Origin of the sequence: Pseudomonas azotoformans (assembly GCF_900103345.1) — a bacterium.
In the GTDB taxonomy this organism is placed as follows: Bacteria; Pseudomonadota; Gammaproteobacteria; order Pseudomonadales; family Pseudomonadaceae; genus Aquipseudomonas; species Aquipseudomonas azotoformans.
Genome location: NZ_LT629702.1, coordinates 1947098 through 1966919 on the forward strand (window position 1 = coordinate 1947098; position 19822 = coordinate 1966919).

Annotated in this window: 16 protein-coding genes; 2 read left to right on the forward strand and 14 right to left on the reverse strand. The window is 64.3% G+C overall.

From position 1 onward, the window contains the following. Positions 1–45: 45 nt before the first annotated feature. Genes moaA through BLR69_RS08225 form a run of 8 tightly spaced genes read right to left on the reverse strand, consistent with a single transcriptional unit; the run spans position 46 to position 11313 of the window. Entirely contained in the window at positions 46–1032 is a 987-nt protein-coding gene (gene moaA / locus BLR69_RS08190; protein ID WP_071492629.1) for a GTP 3',8-cyclase MoaA, read from the reverse strand. A gap of 1 nt (position 1033) precedes the next feature. After that, positions 1034–1849, reverse strand: coding sequence for a peptidylprolyl isomerase (locus BLR69_RS08195; protein WP_071492628.1), 816 nt, complete (start codon positions 1847–1849; stop codon positions 1034–1036). A gap of 10 nt (positions 1850–1859) precedes the next feature. Further along, entirely contained in the window at positions 1860–2540 is a 681-nt protein-coding gene (narI, locus tag BLR69_RS08200; RefSeq protein ID WP_071492627.1) for a respiratory nitrate reductase subunit gamma, read from the reverse strand. Beyond that, on the reverse strand, positions 2533–3288 hold the full coding sequence (narJ, locus tag BLR69_RS08205) for a nitrate reductase molybdenum cofactor assembly chaperone (RefSeq protein WP_058427564.1): 756 nt from the start codon (positions 3286–3288) through the stop codon (positions 2533–2535). Before narJ ends, narI begins: the two co-directional genes overlap by 8 nt. Positions 3289–3291: 3 nt before the next feature. Continuing rightward, entirely contained in the window at positions 3292–4830 is a 1539-nt protein-coding gene (gene narH, locus BLR69_RS08210) for a nitrate reductase subunit beta (protein WP_071492626.1), read from the reverse strand. Position 4831: 1 nt separating this feature from the next. Beyond that, positions 4832–8605 carry a nitrate reductase subunit alpha gene (locus tag BLR69_RS08215; protein WP_058427562.1) on the reverse strand — a complete coding sequence of 1258 codons (3774 nt, stop codon included), beginning with the start codon at positions 8603–8605 and terminating at the stop codon, positions 4832–4834. Between the two features lie 57 nt (positions 8606–8662). Further along, positions 8663–10060: a NarK family nitrate/nitrite MFS transporter gene (locus tag BLR69_RS08220; RefSeq protein ID WP_071492625.1), complete on the reverse strand. Its 1398-nt coding sequence runs from the start codon at positions 10058–10060 to the stop codon at positions 8663–8665. Between the two features lie 2 nt (positions 10061–10062). Next, positions 10063–11313, reverse strand: a complete 1251-nt coding sequence (locus BLR69_RS08225) for an MFS transporter (protein ID WP_076955266.1) — start codon at positions 11311–11313, stop codon at positions 10063–10065. A gap of 310 nt (positions 11314–11623) precedes the next feature. Here BLR69_RS08225 and BLR69_RS08230 point away from each other — a divergent pair, with 310 nt between their 5' ends. Next, positions 11624–13426 (forward strand): HAMP domain-containing protein, encoded by a 1803-nt coding sequence (locus tag BLR69_RS08230; RefSeq protein WP_071492623.1) that lies wholly within the window; start codon positions 11624–11626, stop codon positions 13424–13426. Continuing rightward, positions 13423–14070: a two-component system response regulator NarL gene (narL, locus tag BLR69_RS08235; protein ID WP_058427558.1), complete on the forward strand. Its 648-nt coding sequence runs from the start codon at positions 13423–13425 to the stop codon at positions 14068–14070. The genes BLR69_RS08230 and narL overlap by 4 nt, the downstream gene beginning before the upstream one ends. An 853-nt stretch (positions 14071–14923) precedes the next feature. On the opposite strand, the gene ubiT is transcribed toward narL, so the two are convergent. The 6 genes from ubiT to pdxH form a co-directional block, all read right to left on the reverse strand. Beyond that, the gene (gene ubiT, locus BLR69_RS08240) at positions 14924–15391 is read right to left on the reverse strand and encodes a ubiquinone anaerobic biosynthesis accessory factor UbiT (protein WP_071492622.1); all 468 of its coding nucleotides are present in this window, start codon (positions 15389–15391) and stop codon (positions 14924–14926) included. Then, entirely contained in the window at positions 15385–16275 is an 891-nt protein-coding gene (locus tag BLR69_RS08245; RefSeq protein ID WP_071492621.1) for a U32 family peptidase, read from the reverse strand. The genes ubiT and BLR69_RS08245 overlap by 7 nt, the downstream gene beginning before the upstream one ends. 10 nt (positions 16276–16285) lie before the next feature. Next, on the reverse strand, positions 16286–17281 hold the full coding sequence (gene ubiU, locus BLR69_RS08250) for a ubiquinone anaerobic biosynthesis protein UbiU (RefSeq protein ID WP_071492620.1): 996 nt from the start codon (positions 17279–17281) through the stop codon (positions 16286–16288). A gap of 9 nt (positions 17282–17290) precedes the next feature. Further along, positions 17291–18517 (reverse strand): molybdopterin molybdotransferase MoeA, encoded by a 1227-nt coding sequence (locus BLR69_RS08255; RefSeq protein ID WP_071492619.1) that lies wholly within the window; start codon positions 18515–18517, stop codon positions 17291–17293. Continuing rightward, a complete protein-coding gene (moaB, locus tag BLR69_RS08260; protein ID WP_071492618.1) occupies positions 18514–19068 on the reverse strand; it encodes a molybdenum cofactor biosynthesis protein B in 555 nt (184 codons plus the stop codon). The genes BLR69_RS08255 and moaB overlap by 4 nt, the downstream gene beginning before the upstream one ends. 83 nt (positions 19069–19151) lie before the next feature. Next, positions 19152–19799, reverse strand: a complete 648-nt coding sequence (gene pdxH, locus BLR69_RS08265; protein WP_071492617.1) for a pyridoxamine 5'-phosphate oxidase — start codon at positions 19797–19799, stop codon at positions 19152–19154. Between the last annotated feature and the right edge of the window lie 23 nt (positions 19800–19822).

Below are 19822 nucleotides of genomic sequence, written 5' to 3' on the forward strand. Positions count from 1 at the left end.
GCGGAACCATAAGTGGCCGTTACCTAAATAACGGATATGCCCCCATCACCCCCCACTCACACTCATAAACCGCACCACCTGCACCTCCCCCGCCCCCGTAAAATCATGCCCCAACGGCTTCCCCCGCAACGCCCGATGCAACGCCTCAACCAACGGCCCATCCTCCAGCGGATAGCGCCTGAGCAACCCACGCAGGTCCAGCGCATCCTCCTGCCCCAGACACAACAACAACCGCCCCTCCACCGTCATCCGCACCCGATTGCAACTGCCACAAAAATTCTGCGAATTAGGCGAAATAAACCCGATCCGCGTCCGCGGATGCCCCGCCAACCGCACATACCTGGCCGGCCCACCGCTGTTCTCGGTGCTGTCGAGCAACACATGCTCACGGGCAATCACCCCACGCACGTCATCACTGGCACAGAACGTCTCCCCCCGCGAACGCCCCACATCCCCCAAGGGCATTTCCTCGATAAAACTGATATCGATCCCCTGCTCGAGCGCATACCGCACCAACCCCGGCACCTCATCGAAATTGCGCCCTTTCATCACCACGCAATTGAGCTTGACCCGCTCGAACCCCGCATCCCGCGCGGCCTCGATACCGTCCAGTACCTGGCGCAGGTCACCGTTGCGGGTGATCGCCCGAAACCGCTCGGGGTCCAGGCTGTCGAGGCTGATGTTCATGCGCTTGACCCCCGCGTCCACCAAGGGCCGTGCCAATCGCGCCAGTTGCGAGCCGTTGCTGGTCATCACCAGTTCACGCAAGCCCGGCAGCGCCGCGATGTTGCGGCACAGCCCGACAATCCCCGGCCGGATCAGCGGCTCACCGCCGGTCAGGCGGATCTTGCGCACGCCCTGGCCCACGAACAGCCGGGCCAGGCGTTCCAGTTCTTCCAGGCTCAACACCTGCTGGCGCGGCAGGAAGGTCATGGTCTTCGCCATGCAGTACACACAGCGAAAATCACAGCGGTCGGTCACCGACAAGCGCAGGTAGTCGATGGTACGGCCGAGCCCATCCACCAGACTCATGTCACTGCACCAACGGCGAGTCGGCGCCCTGCAGCGCAAGGCCACGAATGTCCGCCGCGCCGATCAGGGTTTGCAGGTACTGCACCAACGCCTTCTGCCACACGCCTTGTTGCAGTTGGGTGCGAATCGCCCCGGCCACGGCTTCATAGGGCAGTGGTTGCCCTTCGATACGCTGGTCGATGCTGATCACGTGCCAGCCATAGCGGCTTTCCAGCGGTTTGTCGGCCAGGCCCGGTGCCAGGGTGAACAGCTGGCGCTCCAGTTCCGGTACGGTCTGGCCCTTGCTGATCTGGCCCAGCGAACCGCCCTGGGCCTTGGAGGGGCACGCCGAATACTTGAGGGCCAGTTCGGCGAAACTACCGGGGGTCTGCGCCAGGCTCAGCAACAGGATTTCCGCCTGCACATGGGCCATCTGGCGTGCCTCGGCATCGTCCGGCGCGCACTCGAGCAGGATATGCCGCACCGCCAGCAACGGCGCGCTGTGGAAGCGCCCGCGATTGCTTTCAAAGTAATGCCGGCAGGTCGCTTCGTCGCACTGCGGCACGCTGATTTCGCGCTCCAGCAGCAAGCGCGTGGCCGCTTCCTCTTCGTTCTCGCCGGGGGCGATGTCCACCGCCAGGCCCAATTCGGCAATGCGCTGCTGCAACAACTCGCGAATCACCAGGGCGCGGGCCGCCAGGTACACCGCCGCCTCGCGGCTTTCGGCCGGGTGGTATTGCAACTCCAGGGCCATCGCCTCGGGCGTGATCGACACGCCGTTGACGCTGACGATGGGCCATTCCTGTTCACTGCTGGCAATCAATTCAGGCTGGGTCATCACGCGCTCCTCACGACTTCTGCCGCACGATTTGGTAACGCCGCCCCAGGTACCAGATCGGCGCGCTGACCATGTGCACCAGGCGGGTAAACGGGAACAGCACAAATAGGGTCAAGCCCAATGCCACGTGGGCCTTGTAGACCAGCGACACCGGCGCAATCGATTCCGCCGCCTGCACCGGCCGCAGCAACACCACGTTCTGCGCCCAGTCGGCGAGCATCACCATCACCGAGCCGTCCATGTGCCCGGTCGAGGCGACGATGGTCAGCAAACCGAGCAGTAACTGCGCGAGCAGCACCAGCAGGATCAGGATGTCCGACGCACTCGATGTGGCGCGCACCCGCGGGTCGCTCAAGCGGCGGTTGACCAGCATCAGCAACCCCACCAGGCACAGCAGACCGAAGAACCCGCCGGAGACCATCGCCAGCAGTTGCTTGTTTTCAGTGCTGATCACGTGGTGATACACCGACGCCGGTGTGAGCAGGCCGACAAAATGCCCGGCCAGCACAAACAGCACGCCGATGTGGAAGAAGTTGCTCGCCACGCGCATGCCGCGGTTGTTCAGCATCTGGCTGGAGCCGGCCTTCCAGGTGTACTGCGACAGGTCGAACCGCGCCCAACTGCCCAACAGGCAGATCGCCAGGGCCACATAGGGATACACCCCGAATACCAGCAAATTCCACTTAGACATTACCCACCTCCCCGGCCGGCACGGCGGCCGGCGCTGCTTGCTGAAAATCCACCCAATGCAGCGGCACGGCGCTTTCTTCCCGTGCCTTGCCGGGAGCGCTGGGCATCGCGCTGCAACGGTCCTGCTGCTCGGCCTGCATAAAGTCCACGGCCTCCTCTTCCCACACCTTGTCGAGGGCTTCGAGGGAGTCGTCGCGCGGCTCGGCCGCCACCTGGGCGCGCACCTCGGCCACGGCCTGGTGCGGCTCGGTGCCGGCGATTTGCAACAGCGCGCGCATGCAACTGGCGTAGGCGCTCTCACGCTCTTCCAGGCGCGCCGCGAGCAACGCCAGCAGGTGCGCCACATCCGCCAGGCCCTCGCGGGCCTCGATGTCTTCGCGGGTGGAGAGGAACTCCAGGTACAGCGGGATATAGTCCGGCAGCTCCTTGACGCCGATGGCAAACCCGGCGGCCTCGTACTGGGCCATCATGTCGACCATCGCCTGGCCACGGTCCCGGGACTCGCCGTGCACGTGTTCAAACAGCAACAGCGACAGCGAGCGACCACGGCCGAACAGCGCGCCGTAGTGCTCCTGGCCATCCATCAGGTCATTGCCGCAGATCAGCTCCAACAGCTCGAACAACGCACCGCGTTGCTTGGGGCTGATTTCCCGCGACTCGATGATCGCCTGCTCCAGTTCATCGCGGCCGTTCACCAGAGTCTCGGTGGGATAGTCCAGCAGCAACGAAATCACTTTAAGAATGCGCATGGCTCAGTCCTCCCAGATCTGCACGGTTTTCAGGACGTCGCGGCGGTTAGCCTTCTTGGCGCCGAACATGTTGGTGTCGGAACTGCCGCTGCAACCGCTGCCGAAGCTGAAGCCACAGCCGGAACGTTCGGCGAACGCGTCGCTCATGGCGTCTTCACGGTGCGCGCTCGGCACCACAAAGCGGTCTTCGTAGTTGGCAATCGCCAGGTAGCGGTACATCTCTTCCACCTGCGGCACGCTCAGGCCCACGTCTTCGAGCACTTGCAAGTCCTGCACGCCATCGACCTGCTGGGAACGCTTGAACGCACGCATCGCCAGCAGGCGCTTGAGGGCACGCTTGACCGGTTTTTCATCGCCGGCGGTGAGCATGTTGGCCAGGTAGCGCAGCGGGATGCGCAGGCTGTCCACGTCCGGGATCACCCCGTTCATGCCCACGGTGCCGGCCGCGGCAGCGTTCTGGATCGGCGACAGCGGCGGCACGTACCAGACCATCGGCAAGGTGCGGTATTCCGGGTGCAGCGGCAGTGCGAGCTTCCAGTCCACCGCCATCTTGTACACGGGCGAGCGCTGCGCCGAGTCGATCACCGACTGCGGTACGCCATCGGCCAACGCCTGGCGGATCACCGCCGGGTCATTCGGGTCGAGGAAGATCTCCAGTTGCTTCTCGTACAGGTCGTGCTCGCTGGCCGTGCTCGCCACTTCGCTGATGCGGTCGGCGTCATAGAGCAACACGCCGAGGTAGCGGATGCGCCCGACGCAGGTTTCGGCACACACGGTGGGCATGCCGGCCTCGATGCGCGGGTAGCAGAAGATGCACTTCTCGGACTTGCCGCTCTTCCAGTTGAAGTAGATTTTCTTGTACGGGCAACCGCTGATGCACATGCGCCAGCCGCGGCATTTTTCCTGGTCGATCAGCACGATGCCGTCTTCTTCACGCTTGTAGATCGCACCGCTGGGGCACGACGCCGCACACGCCGGGTTGAGGCAGTGCTCGCACAGGCGCGGCAGGTACATCATGAAAGTGTTTTCGTACTCGCCATAGATATCCGCCTGGATCTGGTCGAAGTTCTTGTCCTTGCGGCGCTTGGCGAACTCGGTGCCGAGGATTTCCTCCCAGTTCGGGCCCCACTCGATTTTCTGCATGCGCTTGCCCGACACCACCGAGCGCGGCCGCGCGGTCGGTTGGTGCTCGCCCAACGGTGCGGAGTGCAGGTGCTGGTAGTCGAAGTCGAACGGCTCGTAGTAGTCGTCCAGGCTCGGCAGGTCCGGGTTGGCGAAGATATTCGCCAGCACGCGGAACTTGCCGCCGATACGCGGGTTGATGCTGCCGTTGGCGTTGCGCACCCAGCCGCCCTTCCACTTGTCCTGGTTTTCCCACTCCTTGGGGTAGCCGATGCCGGGCTTGGATTCGACGTTGTTGAACCAGGCGTATTCCATGCCTTCGCGGCTGGTCCACACGTTCTTGCAGGTGATCGAGCAGGTGTGGCAGCCGATGCATTTGTCCAGGTTCAGCACCATGCCGATCTGTGAGCGAATCTTCATCTCAGTTCTCCTCGATATCGGTCGGCAATGGGCGCGGCAGGTCATCGCCGGTGGAACCATCGAGCCAGTCGACCTTGGCCATCTTGCGCACCACGACGAACTCGTCGCGGTTGCAACCGACCGTGCCGTAATAGTTGAAGCCGTAGGCCTGCTGGGCGTAGCCGCCAATCATGTGGGTCGGCTTGAGCACCACGCGGGTCACCGAGTTGTGGTGGCCGCCACGGGTCTTGGTGGTCTCCGAACCGGGCACGTTCACGATGCGTTCCTGGGCGTGGTACATCATCACCATGCCCTCCTTGACCCGTTGGCTGACCACCGCACGGGCGGTGAGCGCACCGTTGACGTTGAAGCATTCGATCCAGTCGTTGTCCTCGATGCCGGCGCGCTTGGCGTCGATTTCCGAGAGCCACACGATCGGCCCGCCACGGCTCAGGGTGAGCATCAGCAGGTTGTCGCTGTAGGTGCTGTGAATGCCCCACTTTTGGTGCGGGGTGATCCAGTTCAGCACGATCTCGGTCTCGCCATTGCTGCGCTTGCCCTTCACCCCTTCGATGGTGCGGGTGTTGACCGGTGGCCGGTAGCTCATCAGCTGTTCGCCGAACGCCTGCATCCACGGGTGGTCCTGGTAGAACTGCTGGCGACCGGTGATGGTGCGCCATGGGATGTTTTCATGAACGTTGGTGTAGCCGGCGTTGTAGCTCACATGGTCATCTTCCAGGCCCGACCAAGTGGGGCTGGAGATGATCTTGCGCGGCTGCGCCTGGATGTCGCGGAAGCGGATGGCTTCGTGGGCCTTGGGCAACGCCAGGTGGCTGTGGTCGATGCCGGTGAAGGCCGACAGCGCCGCCCAGGCCTTGACCGCCACATGGCCGTTGGTTTCCGGGGCCAGGGACAGGATCACCTCGGCCGCATCGATGGCCGTGTCGATCTTCGGCCGACCATGGCTGATACCCGCGTCGCCTTCGTGATGGTTCAGCTCGCCGAGGAAGGCCACCTCGTCATCGGTGTTCCAGTTGATGCCCTTGCCGCCGTTGCCGAGTTTTTCCAGCAAAGGCCCGAGGGAGGTGAATTTCTTGTAGATGTTCGGGTAGTCACGCTCCACCACCGCCATGTTCGGCGCGTTCTTGCCCGGCACCGGCGCCACACCGGCGCTTTTCCAGTCGGTGCCGCCGAACGGCTGGGCCAGTTCGCCGACGCTGTCATGCATCAGCGGCACGGTCACCAGGTCCTGCTCGACGCCAAGATGCCCGACCGCCATGGCCGAGAACGCCTTGGCAATGCCCTTGTAGATTTCCCAGTCGGAACGCGACTCCCACGCCGGGTCGATGGCTGCCGACAGTGGGTGGATGAACGGGTGCATGTCCGAGGTGTTCATGTCGTCTTTTTCGTACCAGGTGGCGGTCGGCAAGACGATGTCGGAGTACACGCAGGTGGACGACATGCGGAAGTCCAGGGTGGTCACCAGGTCGAGCTTGCCGATGGCGCCGTCGTCGACCCATTCGGCTTCGGTGGGCTTGCTTTCGCCGCCAAAGCCGATGTCTTCGTTCATCACGCCGTTCTTGGTGCCGAGCAGGTACTTGAGCATGTACTCATGGCCCTTGCCGGACGAACCAAGCAGGTTGGAACGCCATATGAACATGTTGCGCGGGAAGTTCACCGGGCTGTCCGGTTGCTCGCAGGCAAAGCGCAAGGTGCCGTCCTGCCAGGCCTTGACCACGTAGTCTTTGGGCTCCATGCCGGCGGCCGCCGCGTCCCGGCAGATATGCAGCGGGTTGGTGTTCAGTTGCGGCGCGCTGGGCAACCAGCCGGCGCGTTCGGCGCGGATGTTGTAGTCCAGTGCATGGGTGGGGAACTGCGACTTGTCGGCCATCGGCGACAACACATCGTGCATGTTCATTTTTTCGTGGCGCCACTGCGAGCTGTGGCCGTAGAAGAAGCTGGTGCCGTTCATCTGGCGTGGCGGGCGGCTCCAGTCCAGGCCGAACGCCAGGGGCAGCCAACCGCATTGCGGACGCAGTTTTTCCTGGCCGACATAGTGGGCCCAGCCGCCGCCGGTCTGGCCGACACAACCGCAGAGCATGAGCATGTTGATCAGCCCGCGGTAGTTCATGTCCATGTGGTACCAGTGGTTCATCGCCGCGCCGACGATGATCATCGAGCGGCCCTTGGTCTTGTCGGCGTTGTCGGCGAACTCACGGGCGATCTGGATGGCTTTCTCGCGGCTGACGCCGGTGATCGCTTCCTGCCAGGCCGGGGTGCCCGGCACGCTGGCGTCGTCGTAGTCCCTGGCCACGTTGCTGCCGCCCAGGCCACGGTCGATGGCCAGGTTGGCGGCGGACAGGTCGAACACCGTGGCAACCTTGGCCACGCTGCCATCGGCCAACGTCACGCTGTGCACCGGCACGCGGCGGAACTGCACGGCGTCACCGGCCACGTGCTGGAAGTGTTCGTGGGCTTCACCGGCAAAGTACGGGAAGCCGACTTCGGCCACGTCTGCGCCGATCAGACTGAGCTTGAGATCAATCTCACGGCCTTCACCGCCCTCTTTGGCGAGGATGTTCCACTTGCCCTTCTCACCCCAGCGGTAGCCAATGGACCCTTGTGGCGACACCAGTTCGCCGCTCTCGTCGAGGGCGATGGTTTTCCATTCCGGGTTGTTGTCCTGGCCCAGGTTACCGGTGAGGTCCGAGGCGCGCAGGAAGCGGTCGGGCTGGAAGCCGGCGCCGGGAGCAAACCCGGTCACGGGCTTGAGCATCACCAGCACCGGCAGGTCGGTGAAGCGCTTGGCGTAGTCGGTGAAATAGGCGCTCGGGTGGTCGAGGTGAAATTCCTTGAAGATCACATGGTTGAAGGCCTGGGCCAACGCGGCGTCGGTGCCCTGCTTGGGGTTGAGCCACAGGTCGGTGAGCTTGGCCACTTCCGAATAGTCGGGGGTGATGGCCACGGTCTTGGTGCCCTTGTAGCGCACCTCGGTGAAGAAATGCGCGTCCGGCGTACGGGTCTGCGGGACGTTGGAACCCCAGGCAATGATGTAGTTGGAGTTGTACCAGTCGGCCGACTCCGGCACGTCGGTCTGCTCGCCCCACACCATCGGCGAGGCCGGTGGCAGGTCGCAGTACCAGTCGTAGAAGCTCAGGCATACCCCACCGAGCAGCGACAGGTAACGCGAGCCGGCGGCGTAGCTGACCATCGACATGGCCGGGATCGGCGAGAAGCCGACGATGCGGTCCGGCCCGTATTGCTTGATGGTGTAGACGTTGGAGGCAGCGATGATCTCGTTGACCTCCGCCCAGTTGGAGCGGATGAAACCGCCCATGCCACGCTTGCTCTTGTACGACTCGGCCTTGGCCTTGTCCTCGACAATGCTCGCCCAGGCTTCCACCGGGGCCATGGTCAGGCGTGCTTCACGCCACAGCTTGAGCAACGGCTTGCGGATCTTCGGGTACTTGAGCCGGTTGGCGCTGTAGATGTACCAGCTGTAGCTGGCGCCACGCGGGCAGCCACGGGGTTCGTGGTTGGGCAGGTCGTTGCGGGTGCGCGGGTAGTCGGTCTGCTGGGTTTCCCAGGTGATCAGGCCGTTCTTCACGTAGATCTTCCACGAGCAGGAGCCGGTGCAGTTCACCCCGTGGGTGGAGCGCACGATCTTGTCGTACTGCCAGCGCGAACGGTAGACGTTTTCCCAGTCGCGGGACTCCTTGCGGGTCTCGCCGTGCCCCTCGGAGAACTCGTCTTGCTTGCGGTTGAAGAACCGCAGTTGATCCAGTAAGTGACTCATGGTGCTTTCCTCATCAGGCGTGCCGTGGGGTGCGTTGCCCCGCGAATTCAGGTCGGACTAGCAGGGTGTGGCGCAGCCCTTGCGGGCGTACCACCACCAGGTCACGACGATGCAGCTCAGGTAGAAACCGACAAACATGTAGAAGGCCATGGCCGGGCTGCCGGTGGCGGCCATGGAACTGCCGAAGGATTTAGGGATGAAGAACGCGCCGAACGCGCCCATGGCCGAGCTGAACCCCAGCACCGCAGCCGATTCCTTGCCGGCGTCCTTCAGGGCCTGTTCACGCACCGCAGCGGGTTTACCGGCACTGGCCTTCTCGTGAAGGGTGCGGAAGATCACCGGGATCATGCGGAAGGTGGAGCCGTTGCCGATGCCGGTGGTAATGAACAGCAGCATGAACAGGCCGAGAAAGCCGTAGAAGCTGCCGCCCTGCCCGTTCTGCGGCAGAAAGTGCAGCACGCCGAACACCATCACGATCATCAGCACGAAGTTCCACAGGGTCACCCGCGCACCGCCCAATTTGTCCGCCAGCCAGCCGCCGAGCGGGCGTACCAGCGCGCCCACCAGCGGGCCGAGGAAGGCGAATTTCAGCGCCACCACCTCGGGAAACGAGGTCTTGATCAGCAGCGGGAACGCCGCCGAAAAACCGATGAATGAACCGAAGGTCGCGAGGTACAACCAGCACATCAGCCAGTTGTGCTTGCGTTTGAAGATCACCGCCTGGTCGCTGAACGACGCACGGGCGCTGGACAGGTCATTCATGCCGAACCAAGCGGCCACGGTGACGGTGAGGATGAATGGCACCCAGATGAAACCGGCGTTCTGCAGCCACAGCTGGCTGCCGTCCGCCAGGGTTTGCGGTTGCCCGCCCATCAGGCCGAACACCCCGAAGGTAATCACCAGCGGCACGCAGAACTGCATCACCGACACGCCCAGGTTACCCAGGCCGGCGTTCAAACCGAGGGCGGTGCCCTGCTGCGCCTTGGGGTAGAAAAAGCTGATGTTGGACATGCTCGAAGCGAAGTTGCCGCCGCCGAAACCGCAGAGCAACGCGATCAATACGAACACGCTGTACGGCGTGTTGGGGTCCTGCACCGCGAAGCCCATCCACAGCGACGGCAGCAGCAACGACGCGGTACTCAGGGCGGTCCAGCGGCGCCCGCCGAAGATCGGCACCATGAACGAGTAGAACACCCGCAACGTCGCGCCAGACAGGCCCGGTAGTGCCGCCAGCCAGAACAGCTGGTCGGTGGTGAAGCTGAAGCCGATGGCGTTGAGGCGCACGATCACCGTGCTCCACACCATCCACACGGCAAAGGCCAGCAACAGCGCGGGGATCGAGATCCACAGGTTGCGGGTGGCGGTCTTCTTGCCGCTGGCGCCCCAGAACGCCGGGTCTTCGGGGCGCCAGTCATGGATCACCGGGCCCGAGGTGGGCTTTTGCGCAATGGACATGATCATTCTCCTTGGAGCGCGGGCTTGCCGAGCAGCGGTTGTTTGCGGATTTCGCTGAAGTACATCCAGGCCAGGGACACCCAGACCACGCCGTACATCAACATGAAGCAGGAAGAGCGCACGCCGGTGAGGTCCACCAGGGCGCCGAACATGATCGGCAGCACAAAGCCACCCAGGCCGCCGGCCAGGCCGACGATGCCGGACACCGCGCCCATGTTGTGCGGGTAGTCATTGGCGATGTACTTGAACACCGAGGCCTTGCCGAACGCGAAGGCGATGCCCATCACGAACAGCAGCACGGTGAACAGCGCAGGGGTGAGGCCGATGTGGAAATCCAGCGGGCCGTTGACGGTCATCACCTGCAACTGGGTCTGCGGGTAGCTGAGCAGGAACAGGCACACCCAACTCACCCACAGCACCCACCAGGTCACGCTCTGCGCGCCCCAGCGGTCGGACATCCAGCCACCCACGGCGCGCAGCACACCACCCGGCAGCGAGAAACACGCGGCCAGCAGCGCGGCGCTTTGCAGGCTGAAACCGTATTCCTGCACGTAGTACTTGGTCACCCACAGCGCCAGCGCCACATAGCCGCCGAACACAATCGAGTAGTACTGACAGTAGCGCCACACGGCCGGGTCTTTCAGGCACAGCAACTGCTGGCGCAAGGTGGCGCCGCCGGCGCTGCGGTGGGCCTTGTTTTCGCTGGTGAGGAACCAGAACAGCAGCGCGGTGATAAACAGGATCGCGCTGAACACCTTGGGCACCAGGTGCCAGGTGCCGAGGGCGATCAGGCCCGGCGCGAGAAACTTGGTCACCGCCGCCCCCGCGTTGCCGGCGCCGAACACGCCCATGGCGAAGCCCTGGTTGTGCTTGTCGAACCATTTGGCGACGTAGGCGATGCCCACCGAAAACGAGCCGCCGGCCAGGCCGACAAACAGGCCCAGCACCAGGAACTGCCAGTAGGCGGTGGCGTAGGTGATCAGGTACAGCGGCAACACGCAGGCAAGCATCAGCAGGAAGAACACGATGCGCCCGCCGAAACGGTCGGTGAGCAGGCCCAGCGGCAGGCGCACCAGGGAGCCGGTCAATACCGGGGTGGCGGCCAGCAGGCCGAACTGGGTTTCGTTGAGTTGCAGCAGCTCCTTGATGGGCACGCCGAGCACGGCGAACATCATCCACACCATAAAGCAGACGGTGAAGGCCAGGGTGCTCATGCCCAGCACCAAGCCTTGTCTTATACGGGGTTGAGTCACGGTATGCGCTCCAGAAAGTGATTCCATGGGCGCAGGTTAGGGGCGGCACTTGGGTGGAACTTGACCCAGGTCAACGTCCGCCGGGTGGGTATGGGGCTATGCTCGCCCCGTCTACCTCCAAGGAGGTAGTCACCAAAACAAGAGAAAACCTTTATTTATCAATGGATTGCTCTCTTGTGCCGGCTTTTGTCCGTGGGAGGGTTCGCCGGCAATTCTTTAGAGGTAGTGCGCCAGGGAAGGCCATCGACAACCCCCTTTCCCGCTCCAGGTGCGACCATGCTGCTCTGCCCTCCACTCCGACTGCACCGTCATGCTTGACTGGCTGCGCAGTTCCCTGCCCGCCCGCGCCGGCGTGGCGGTGATCCTCATCGCGATCCTGGCCCTGGCCAGCTCCCTCAGCGCCGGGCTGATCGCCTGGTTCAGCCAGGGCGACGCTGCGGCGATCAACACCGCAGGCTCGGTGCGCATGGAGACCTACCACCTCAGCTGGAAGCTGGCGGCCAGCGCGCGCGCGGATGAAGTCGCCGAGGTCAGCCAGAGCCTGCAACGCCGGCTCGACAGCCCCTCGCTCAAGGCGGCGCTGGAAGACGGCCCGCAAAGCGCCCTGTTGCAGAGCTACCAGCAGATCCGCCAACGCTGGGACAGCGAACTGGGCCCGGCAGTGATTCGCGGTGACGCCGACGTGTTCCAGGCCCGCGCACCGGCGTTCGTCGAGCAACTGAACCAGTTCGTCAGCCTGTTGCAGCAACAGAGCGAGCAGAAACAGAGCTGGCAGCAAGGCATCCAGGGCCTGGCGCTGTTCAGCACCTTGATCATCCTGTTGCTCGGTCTGTACGAGTTGCAGTACGGCGTGGTCAACCCGCTGGAGGAACTGGTGCACGCCACCCGGCGTTTTCGCGACGGCGACTTCAAGACCCGGGTCAACCACCGCTCCGAGGACGAACTGGGCCAACTGGCCCTGAGCTTCAACGCCATGGCCGAGACCATCGAGGCCTCCCATCGCACCCTGGAAACCCAGGTACAACTCAAGACCCTCAACCTGCAACAGGCCAACGCCGCCCTCGAATTGCTCTACCAGAGCAGCCGCAGCCTGGCCACGCGCCTGGCCAATGCCGAGGGCCTGGATGAACTGATCCGGCGCTTCCAGAAACGCCTGCCGGGCCTGCGCCTGTCGCTGTGCCTGCAAGGTCACTTCCTTGCCCCGGCCCAACAGATGCTGGCCCTGCACGGCGAGAACAGCCGCAACGTGTGCGCCATCGGCGACTGCGCCACCTGCCAGAAGCACAAGGCCGCGCCGCCACAGGTGTTCAGCATCAGCAACCAGGGCACTGAACTGGGCGAACTCAAGGCGCACTTCCTCGACGGCCACCCGCCCCAGGACTGGGAAAAACAGCTGATCCAGGCCCTGGCCAACCTGATCGGCACCTCACTGTCCCTCAAGCGCCAGCGCGAGCAGGACCACCGCCTGTTGCTGCTCGACGAGCGCACCATCATCGCCCGCGAACTGCACGATTCCCTGGCCCAGGCGCTGTCCTACATGAAGCTGCAAGTGAGCCGCATGCAAACCCTGATCCGCCGTGGCGAGCCAGTCGAAACCCTGGCCACCGTCACCAGCGAACTGCGCGACGGCCTCAACAACGCCTACCGGCAACTGCGCGAATTGCTCACCACCTTCCGCCTGCAGATCCACGATGCCGGGCTGGTGCAGGAGCTGCAGGACACCGCCGAAGAATTCTCCCGGCGTGGCGAATTCCAGGTGCACTTGCACGTGGACGCCCTGGCCTTCCAGCTGTCGGCCAGCGAGCAGATTCACATGCTGCAGATCACCCGCGAGGCGCTGTCCAACTGCCTGCGTCACGCCCATGCGCAGAATGCCTGGCTGCAGCTGCGCCAGGTCGGCGAGACCGTGAGTTTGAGTATCGAAGACGATGGCCGGGGTTTCTGCGGCGCCGTCGACCAGCGCGAACACCACGGCCTGACCATCATGGACGAACGCGCCCGCAGCCTGCACGGCCAGCTTGAGATCAGCCCACGCGAGCCCCAGGGTACCCGCGTGCAATTACGTTTCCAGCCGGAATTCCTCGGCCACACCCTACAAGGCAGCACCTCATGAACGTCCCTCTTCGCCACCGGATCCTGCTGGTCGACGACCACCCGATGATGCGCCACGGCATGCGCCAGATTCTCGAACTGGAAGACGACCTGCACGTGGTCGGCGAGGCCGGCAACGGCCAGGAAGCCCTCGACCAGATCGCCAGCCTGCAACCGGACCTGGTACTGCTGGACAACAACATGCCGCACATGAACGGCCTGGAAACCCTGCGTCGCCTGCGGGCCATGGACTACGCGGGCAAGGTGTTGCTGTTTACCGTGTCCGACGCTGAAGACGATATTCGCGATGCGCTGCGCCTGGATGCCAATGGGTATCTGCTCAAGGACATGGAACCGGAATTGGTGGTCGAGTTTATCCGTGATGCGTTGCATGGCGCTTTGGTGATCAGCCCTGGCCTGACCAGGGTCCTGGCCCAGGCGTTGCGCTCGCCGCAGCCCCATGCGGCGGTGGAATTGACTGAGCGGGAGCGGCAGGTGTTGAAGACGATTGCCAGTGGCTACAGCAACAAGGTGATCGGGCATAAGTTGGGGATTACCGAGGGGACGGTGAAGGTGCATGTGAAGAATTTGCTGCATAAGCTGGGGTTGAGGTCGCGGGTGGAGGCGGCGGTTTGGGCGATGGAGCATTTGAGGCAGGTGGGGTGAGTTTTTTTTGAGGTTGAGGGGTGTGAGTACATATCCGTTATTTAGGTAACGGCTGCTGACGGTTCCGCTCTTACAGCGGCTCACTTTTGAAAAGCGCAAAAGTAAGCAAAACGCTCTTGCCCCAACACTCGGCACCTCGCCTAGGCTCGGTGTGCCCGCACTCCGGCTTGAATCCGTGGGCCGCCGTCATGGGCCATCCTTGGCCCAGGACGGCTAACCCGGCGTCCTGCCGGGTTACCCACGGATTCAAGCCTGCGTTCGGCCAGCGTGTTTGACGGGGCGCCCCAGATCAAGATCAAGAGCGACTCGCTGCGCATCGTAGATACGTTTTTTGTTCTGTGTAACCCACTTACTGTGGTGAGCGGGCTTGCCCCGCGTTGGGCTGCGAAGCAGCCCTGAAACCAGTGAGGGCGCCGCGTTCATTCTGGTTTCCCGCGTCATCGTTAACGACCTTCGCGGGCAAGCCAGCTCCTACAGGGGAGCGCGTACGCTTCGACGATCCGGTCGGCTACCAGGCCGCCGCGCTTTGATTTTGATCTTAGGCGCCCCGTCAAACACGCTGGCCGGAATTCGGCAGGGATTTGGGGGGTAAACCGGCAGGGATGCCGGTTTAGCCGCCCCGCGCCATGGATGGCGCGTGGCGGCGGCCCCCCAAATCACTGTCGGATTACGGGCATACCGAGCCTAGGCGAGGTACCGAGTGTTGGGGCAAGAGCGTTTTGCTTACTTTTGCGCTGTTCAAAAGTGAGCCGCCGTAAGGGCGGAACCAATAGCCGCCGTTACCGAAGAAACGGATATGCGCACCGTGATAACCCCAGCGAGGCATATCCCAAACCCCGGCGCTCGGATGCCGTCAGGTCGCAAGCCCCCGCCCCGCCCGCTCAAGATTGCGCCACAACCAGGGCGGCAAGACATCCGGGTCGAGGCTGTCAATCAGGTTCTTCAAGCCCAACCCCAGCTCCGTGTCCCCTTCGATCACCAGGCGCCGCCGGAAGAACAACGTATCCGGGTCTTCCTGTCGACTGGCCAGCAACAAGAACTCGCGCCAATTGCCGCTGATGGTCACCTGGGCCTGCGCCTTCGGCGCAATCCGCAACCCGTTCCGCGCCAATGTCAGGTACCAGCACAAGCCCAGGTCCGGAATGCGCAGGCACAGCCAGCGCCCGCGCAGCAGGTCAAAACCACCGTCGCGCAGCGGCTCGGCCAGGCAGCGGTTGAGCCCCTGTTGCAACGCCAGGCGCTGCACCGCGAAAGGCATAAGGCGAATCAGCGGCAACACCCGGTCAGCACCCTTGAGCAACCATTGCTTGTGATTCAACACAACCCCACCTCCTCGACCCGCAACATCCCCGCCTGCCCATGCCAGTAACCGTTGCAGCCACTCACCAGCAACGGTGGCGTGGCACCCTGGCGCACCTGGTCGAAGGCACGCACCACCTCGGTCATACCCTCGGCCCGTGGGCTCAGGCGCAACAGGTCGGCGCCACAGGCCACCAAGCCGGGGTAGTCCGCCAGCAAGTTGGTCACGTCCGCGGACATCGTCTGAATCCCATTCAAGGTAAACAGCGCCTGCCCCTCCTGGCTGGTCAACGCCATGCCATCCGGGTAGTTGATGCAGCAAAACTGGCAGTCGTCCTTGGGCCGGTTTTCCGCACGGGCGGTGAAACAGCGCGCCGAATACGCCAGGGGCAGATGGCCGTAGGCGAAGATCTCCACCTCGGGCAGCGGCCGTCCCAGTTCGCGGACCTGCTCCAGCACATCGGCGATCAGGCCGTGGGAGCATTCCACTGGCGGCACCCAGCGTTGCATGCCTGCGTCGAGCAGCTGCACCAGCGCGTGGCCGTTGTAGAGGTTGAGCGCCGGGCCACCGACAAAGGGCACTTTGCGCTCGATCAGCAACTGCACGGCGCCCATGTCGTTGGCCTCCACCAGCAACTCGCCGTTGTCGCACAGGCGGCGCAGGCTGGAGAGTTCGGAGGCGGCTTCGATCAGGGTGAGGCTCGACAGCACGATCTGCGCCGGGCTGCACGCCTGCAACTCACGGCCCAGGCCCAGCCATTGATCCAGGTTCAGCGCGCGGCGTTTGGCGCACACGGTTTCCCCCAGGTAAATCACGTCCAGGGGCAAGGCCGCCATGTCGGCGTAGAAGCGCCCCAATTGTTCCTTGTCCCAATAAAACAGCACCGGTCCCAGGCTGAGCTTCATCTGTGTGTCCTCATTGCCATGCACGATGGTAAGCCCCCAGGGTGGTCTGGCTGCCTTCGGAAAGCCCGGCAAGCACCTGGCGCCATTGGTCCTTGACCGCGAAATGGGCCGGGCTGCTGCGGTGCGCGTCGAGGGCGGCGCGCCACACGCGGGTGACTTGCTCCACATAGGCCGGGCTGCGTTGCCGACCTTCGATCTTCACCGCTTCCACGCCGATGGCACTGAGCTCGGGCAGCAGGTCCAGGGTGTCGAGGCTGGTGGGTTCTTCCAGCGCATGGAAGCGCTTGCCGCCCACCAGGAAGCGGCCCTTGCACAGGGTCGGGTAGCCGGCGGGTTCGTCCGGGGTGTAGCGGTCGATCAGCACTTCGCTCAGGCGGGCGCTGAGGCCGTCGGCATCTTCGCTCCAGCGCACCGCCTTGGCCGGCGAACACACGCCGCACAGGTTGGGTGATTCACCCGTAATGTAGGAGGACAGATGGCAACGCCCTTCGGCCATGATGCACAGGCTGCCAAAACCGAACACCTCGATGGGCACCGTGCCGCTGGCCGCCACCTGCTTGACCTGGGCCAACGACAACACCCGTGGCAGCACGGCGCGCCGGATACCGTAGCGCTCCACATAGAATTTCAACGCCGCCGCATGGGTGGCCGAGCCCTGCACCGACAGGTGCAACGCCAGCTGTGGATGACGTTGCGCGGCATAGCCAAGCACACCGGGGTCACCGGCGATCAGCGCGTCGACGCCATGGTCGGCGGCACGGTCCACGGCGCGCTGCCAGCGCGACCAGATCTTCGGCTGCGGGTAGGTGTTGACCGCCACGTAGAGCTTGCGCTGGTGCTGGCGGATATGGGCGACGGCGGCGTCGAACTGTTTGTCGTCCATGTTCAGCCCGGCGAAATGCCGGGCATTGGTGTCATCGCGAAAACCCACGTACACCGCGTCGGCACCTTGGCGCACGGCGGCTTTCAGCGCAGGCAGGTTGCCTGCCGGACAGACCAGTTGCATGGTGGCTCCTTATTGAAAATCGGCAAACGACAGGAACGGCACGGCGGCGCCCTTGAGCACCTGCTGCTCGCGCTCGATGATCACCAGGCCATCGGCCCAGCAGGCGGCGGCAAGCATCGCCGAGCTTTGCTGGGGGTGCAGGATTGCGCGCAGCTGCCCATCGCTGTCGGGGCTCAAGCGCGCACGCAGGTACTGGCGGCGCTTGTTGGATTTAAGCCACTCGAAGGCCGCCGGCACGCTGACAGGCACCGGCAACACCCGCTCCACGCCTTGGGCGCGCAGCAGGAACGGGCGCACCACGATCAGCGTGGTGACCAGCGCGGCGGTGGGGTTGCCCGGCAGGCCGATCCAGGGTTTGCCGGCCACTTGGCCGAACGCCAGGGGTTTGCCGGGCTGGATCGCCAGGCGCCAGAATTCAACCTTGCCGAGTGCCTGGATCGCCTGTTTGAGATGGTCCTCTTCGCCCACCGACACGCCGCCGGTGGTCAGCAGCAGGTCGCACTCGGACGAGGCCAGCGCCAACGCATCGCGGCTGGCCGCCAGGGCGTCGGCCATCACGCCGTAGTCGTGTACCTCCACGCCCCAGCCGCGCAGCAACGCCGCCACAAGGTAGCGATTGCTGTTGTAGATCTGCCCCGGCGCCAGCGACTCGCCCGGCTCGCGCAGTTCATCGCCACTGCTGAGCAGGCACACGCGCAGTGGCCGGTAGACCTTGACGCGGGGGATGCCTGCCGCTGCCAACAGGCCGAGTTCCTGGGCGCGCAGACGTTTGCCGGCGCTCAGTACCCGTTGCCCGCGTTGCAGCTCTTCGCCGCGCTTGCGTACATGTTCGCCCAGCCGCAACGGCGGGCACCAGATGCGCTGGCCGTATACCCGGCAGCGCTCCTGCGGCACCACGCTGTCGGCACCCGGCGGCAGCGGCGCGCCGGTGAAGATGCGCACGGTTTGCCCGGGCTGCAACGGCACATCCGTGCTGTGCCCGGCGGCGATCCGCCCGACCACTTCCAGGTAGCCGCCCTGCTCCGGCACGTCAAACGCGCGCAGGGCGTAGCCGTCCATGGCGCTGTTGTCCCAGCCCGGCAGGTCGCGGGGCGAGAACACCTCTTCGGCGGTCACCCGGCCCAGGGCCTGGGCCAACGCGATCATTTCGGTGGCCGGTGGTGGCGGCGCCTGGGCCAGCAACTGCTCGATGGCCTCCTCCACCGGCAGCAGGTCGCCGCTGTCGCAGGGACTCATGAGCGTGCCTCACAAGCAGCGAGTATCTGATCGAGTTGCGGCTTGAGGTGCGGCGCAAAATTGCACGGGCCGGTACGGCTGTCCAACTGGCCAACCAGGATCTGGTCCCAGGCAGTACGACAGGCCCCCGGCGAACCGGGCATGCAGCACACCAGCACGCCGTTGCTGAAACCGGCCAGGGCTCGGGATTGCAGGGTCGACATGCCGATTTCCGCCAGCGATACCTGGCGGAACAACTCGCCAAAGCCGTCCACCTGTTTGTCCAGCAGCGGCAACACCGCCTGGGGCGTGTTGTCACGCGCGGTGAAGCCGGTGCCACCGGTCATCAGCACCACTTGCACCTGGGGATCGGCGATCCATTGCGAGACGCGCGCGCGGATCTGGTAGATGTCATCCATCACGATGCCACGGTCGATCAGCATGTGGCCGGCACGTTGCAGGCGGTCCACCAGGGTGTCGCCGGAGGTGTCGGTGTCGTAGGTGCGGGTGTCGCTGATGGTCAGCACCGCGATGTTCAAGGAAACGAAACTGCGTTGGGTCAGATGGGCCATGATCCAGGCTCCAGGCGTTGAAAAGATGCATCCAGCCTGCGCCGCATCGGGCGCAGGGCCTATTCCTCGAAGGAGGTATGCCGTCAGGGGGCCAGGCGCGTGCGCTGCCACCCGGCGTCATGCAGGCGGTAGTCGAGGCGGTCGTGCAAGCGGTCCGGCCGGCCTTGCCAGAACTCGATACGTTGGGGTTGCAGGCAGTAGCCGCCCCAGTGCTCGGGCCGGGGCGGCTGGCGCCCGGCAAAACGCTCGGTGACCTCGCGCAGGCGCCCTTCCAACTCACTGCGATGGGCCAGAGGCTGGCTCTGGGGCGAGGCCCAACTGCCCAACTGGCTGGCGGCCGGGCGGGCATCGAAGTAGTCGTCCGACAGCTCGGCATCGGCCTTCACCACCGGGCCTTCGATACGCACCTGGCGCTCCAGCCCCGGCCAGAAGAACGTCATGGCAGCATGGGGGTTGTCCGCCAGTTCATGGCCCTTGGCGCTCTGGTAATTGCCAAAGAAGAAAAACCCGTCGGCGCTGAAGCCCTTGAGCAGCAGGATGCGGCAGTGGGCATGCCCCTGGCCGTCCACCGTGGCCAGGGCCATGCTGTTGGCCTCGGCGGGCGGCACTTCGGTCTTGCGGGCCTGCTCCAGCCACTGACCGAACAGCTCCAGCGGGTCGGCCTGCGGGCAGTCATCGCGCAGGCCATAAAGGGTGTAGTTGCGGCGCAATTGCGCAAGGGACAGGGGCATGGGGGCGGTCCTCCAGAAAGTTC

Excerpts from the sequence above, each read along its gene's own strand:
- moaA (WP_071492629.1), bottom strand. The coding sequence starts at position 1,032 with ATGAGTCTGGTGGATGGGCTCGGCCGTACCATCGACTACCTGCGCTTG.
- BLR69_RS08195 (WP_071492628.1), bottom strand. The coding sequence starts at position 1,849 with ATGACCCAGCCTGAATTGATTGCCAGCAGTGAACAGGAATGGCCCATC.
- narI (WP_071492627.1), bottom strand. The coding sequence starts at position 2,540 with ATGTCTAAGTGGAATTTGCTGGTATTCGGGGTGTATCCCTATGTGGCC.
- narJ (WP_058427564.1), bottom strand. The coding sequence starts at position 3,288 with ATGCGCATTCTTAAAGTGATTTCGTTGCTGCTGGACTATCCCACCGAG.
- narH (WP_071492626.1), bottom strand. The coding sequence starts at position 4,830 with ATGAAGATTCGCTCACAGATCGGCATGGTGCTGAACCTGGACAAATGC.
- BLR69_RS08215 (WP_058427562.1), bottom strand. The coding sequence starts at position 8,605 with ATGAGTCACTTACTGGATCAACTGCGGTTCTTCAACCGCAAGCAAGAC.
- BLR69_RS08220 (WP_071492625.1), bottom strand. The coding sequence starts at position 10,060 with ATGTCCATTGCGCAAAAGCCCACCTCGGGCCCGGTGATCCATGACTGG.
- BLR69_RS08230 (WP_071492623.1), top strand. The coding sequence starts at position 11,624 with ATGCTTGACTGGCTGCGCAGTTCCCTGCCCGCCCGCGCCGGCGTGGCG.
- narL (WP_058427558.1), top strand. The coding sequence starts at position 13,423 with ATGAACGTCCCTCTTCGCCACCGGATCCTGCTGGTCGACGACCACCCG.
- BLR69_RS08245 (WP_071492621.1), bottom strand. The coding sequence starts at position 16,275 with ATGAAGCTCAGCCTGGGACCGGTGCTGTTTTATTGGGACAAGGAACAA.
- ubiU (WP_071492620.1), bottom strand. The coding sequence starts at position 17,281 with ATGCAACTGGTCTGTCCGGCAGGCAACCTGCCTGCGCTGAAAGCCGCC.
- BLR69_RS08255 (WP_071492619.1), bottom strand. The coding sequence starts at position 18,517 with ATGAGTCCCTGCGACAGCGGCGACCTGCTGCCGGTGGAGGAGGCCATC.
- moaB (WP_071492618.1), bottom strand. The coding sequence starts at position 19,068 with ATGGCCCATCTGACCCAACGCAGTTTCGTTTCCTTGAACATCGCGGTG.
- pdxH (WP_071492617.1), bottom strand. The coding sequence starts at position 19,799 with ATGCCCCTGTCCCTTGCGCAATTGCGCCGCAACTACACCCTTTATGGC.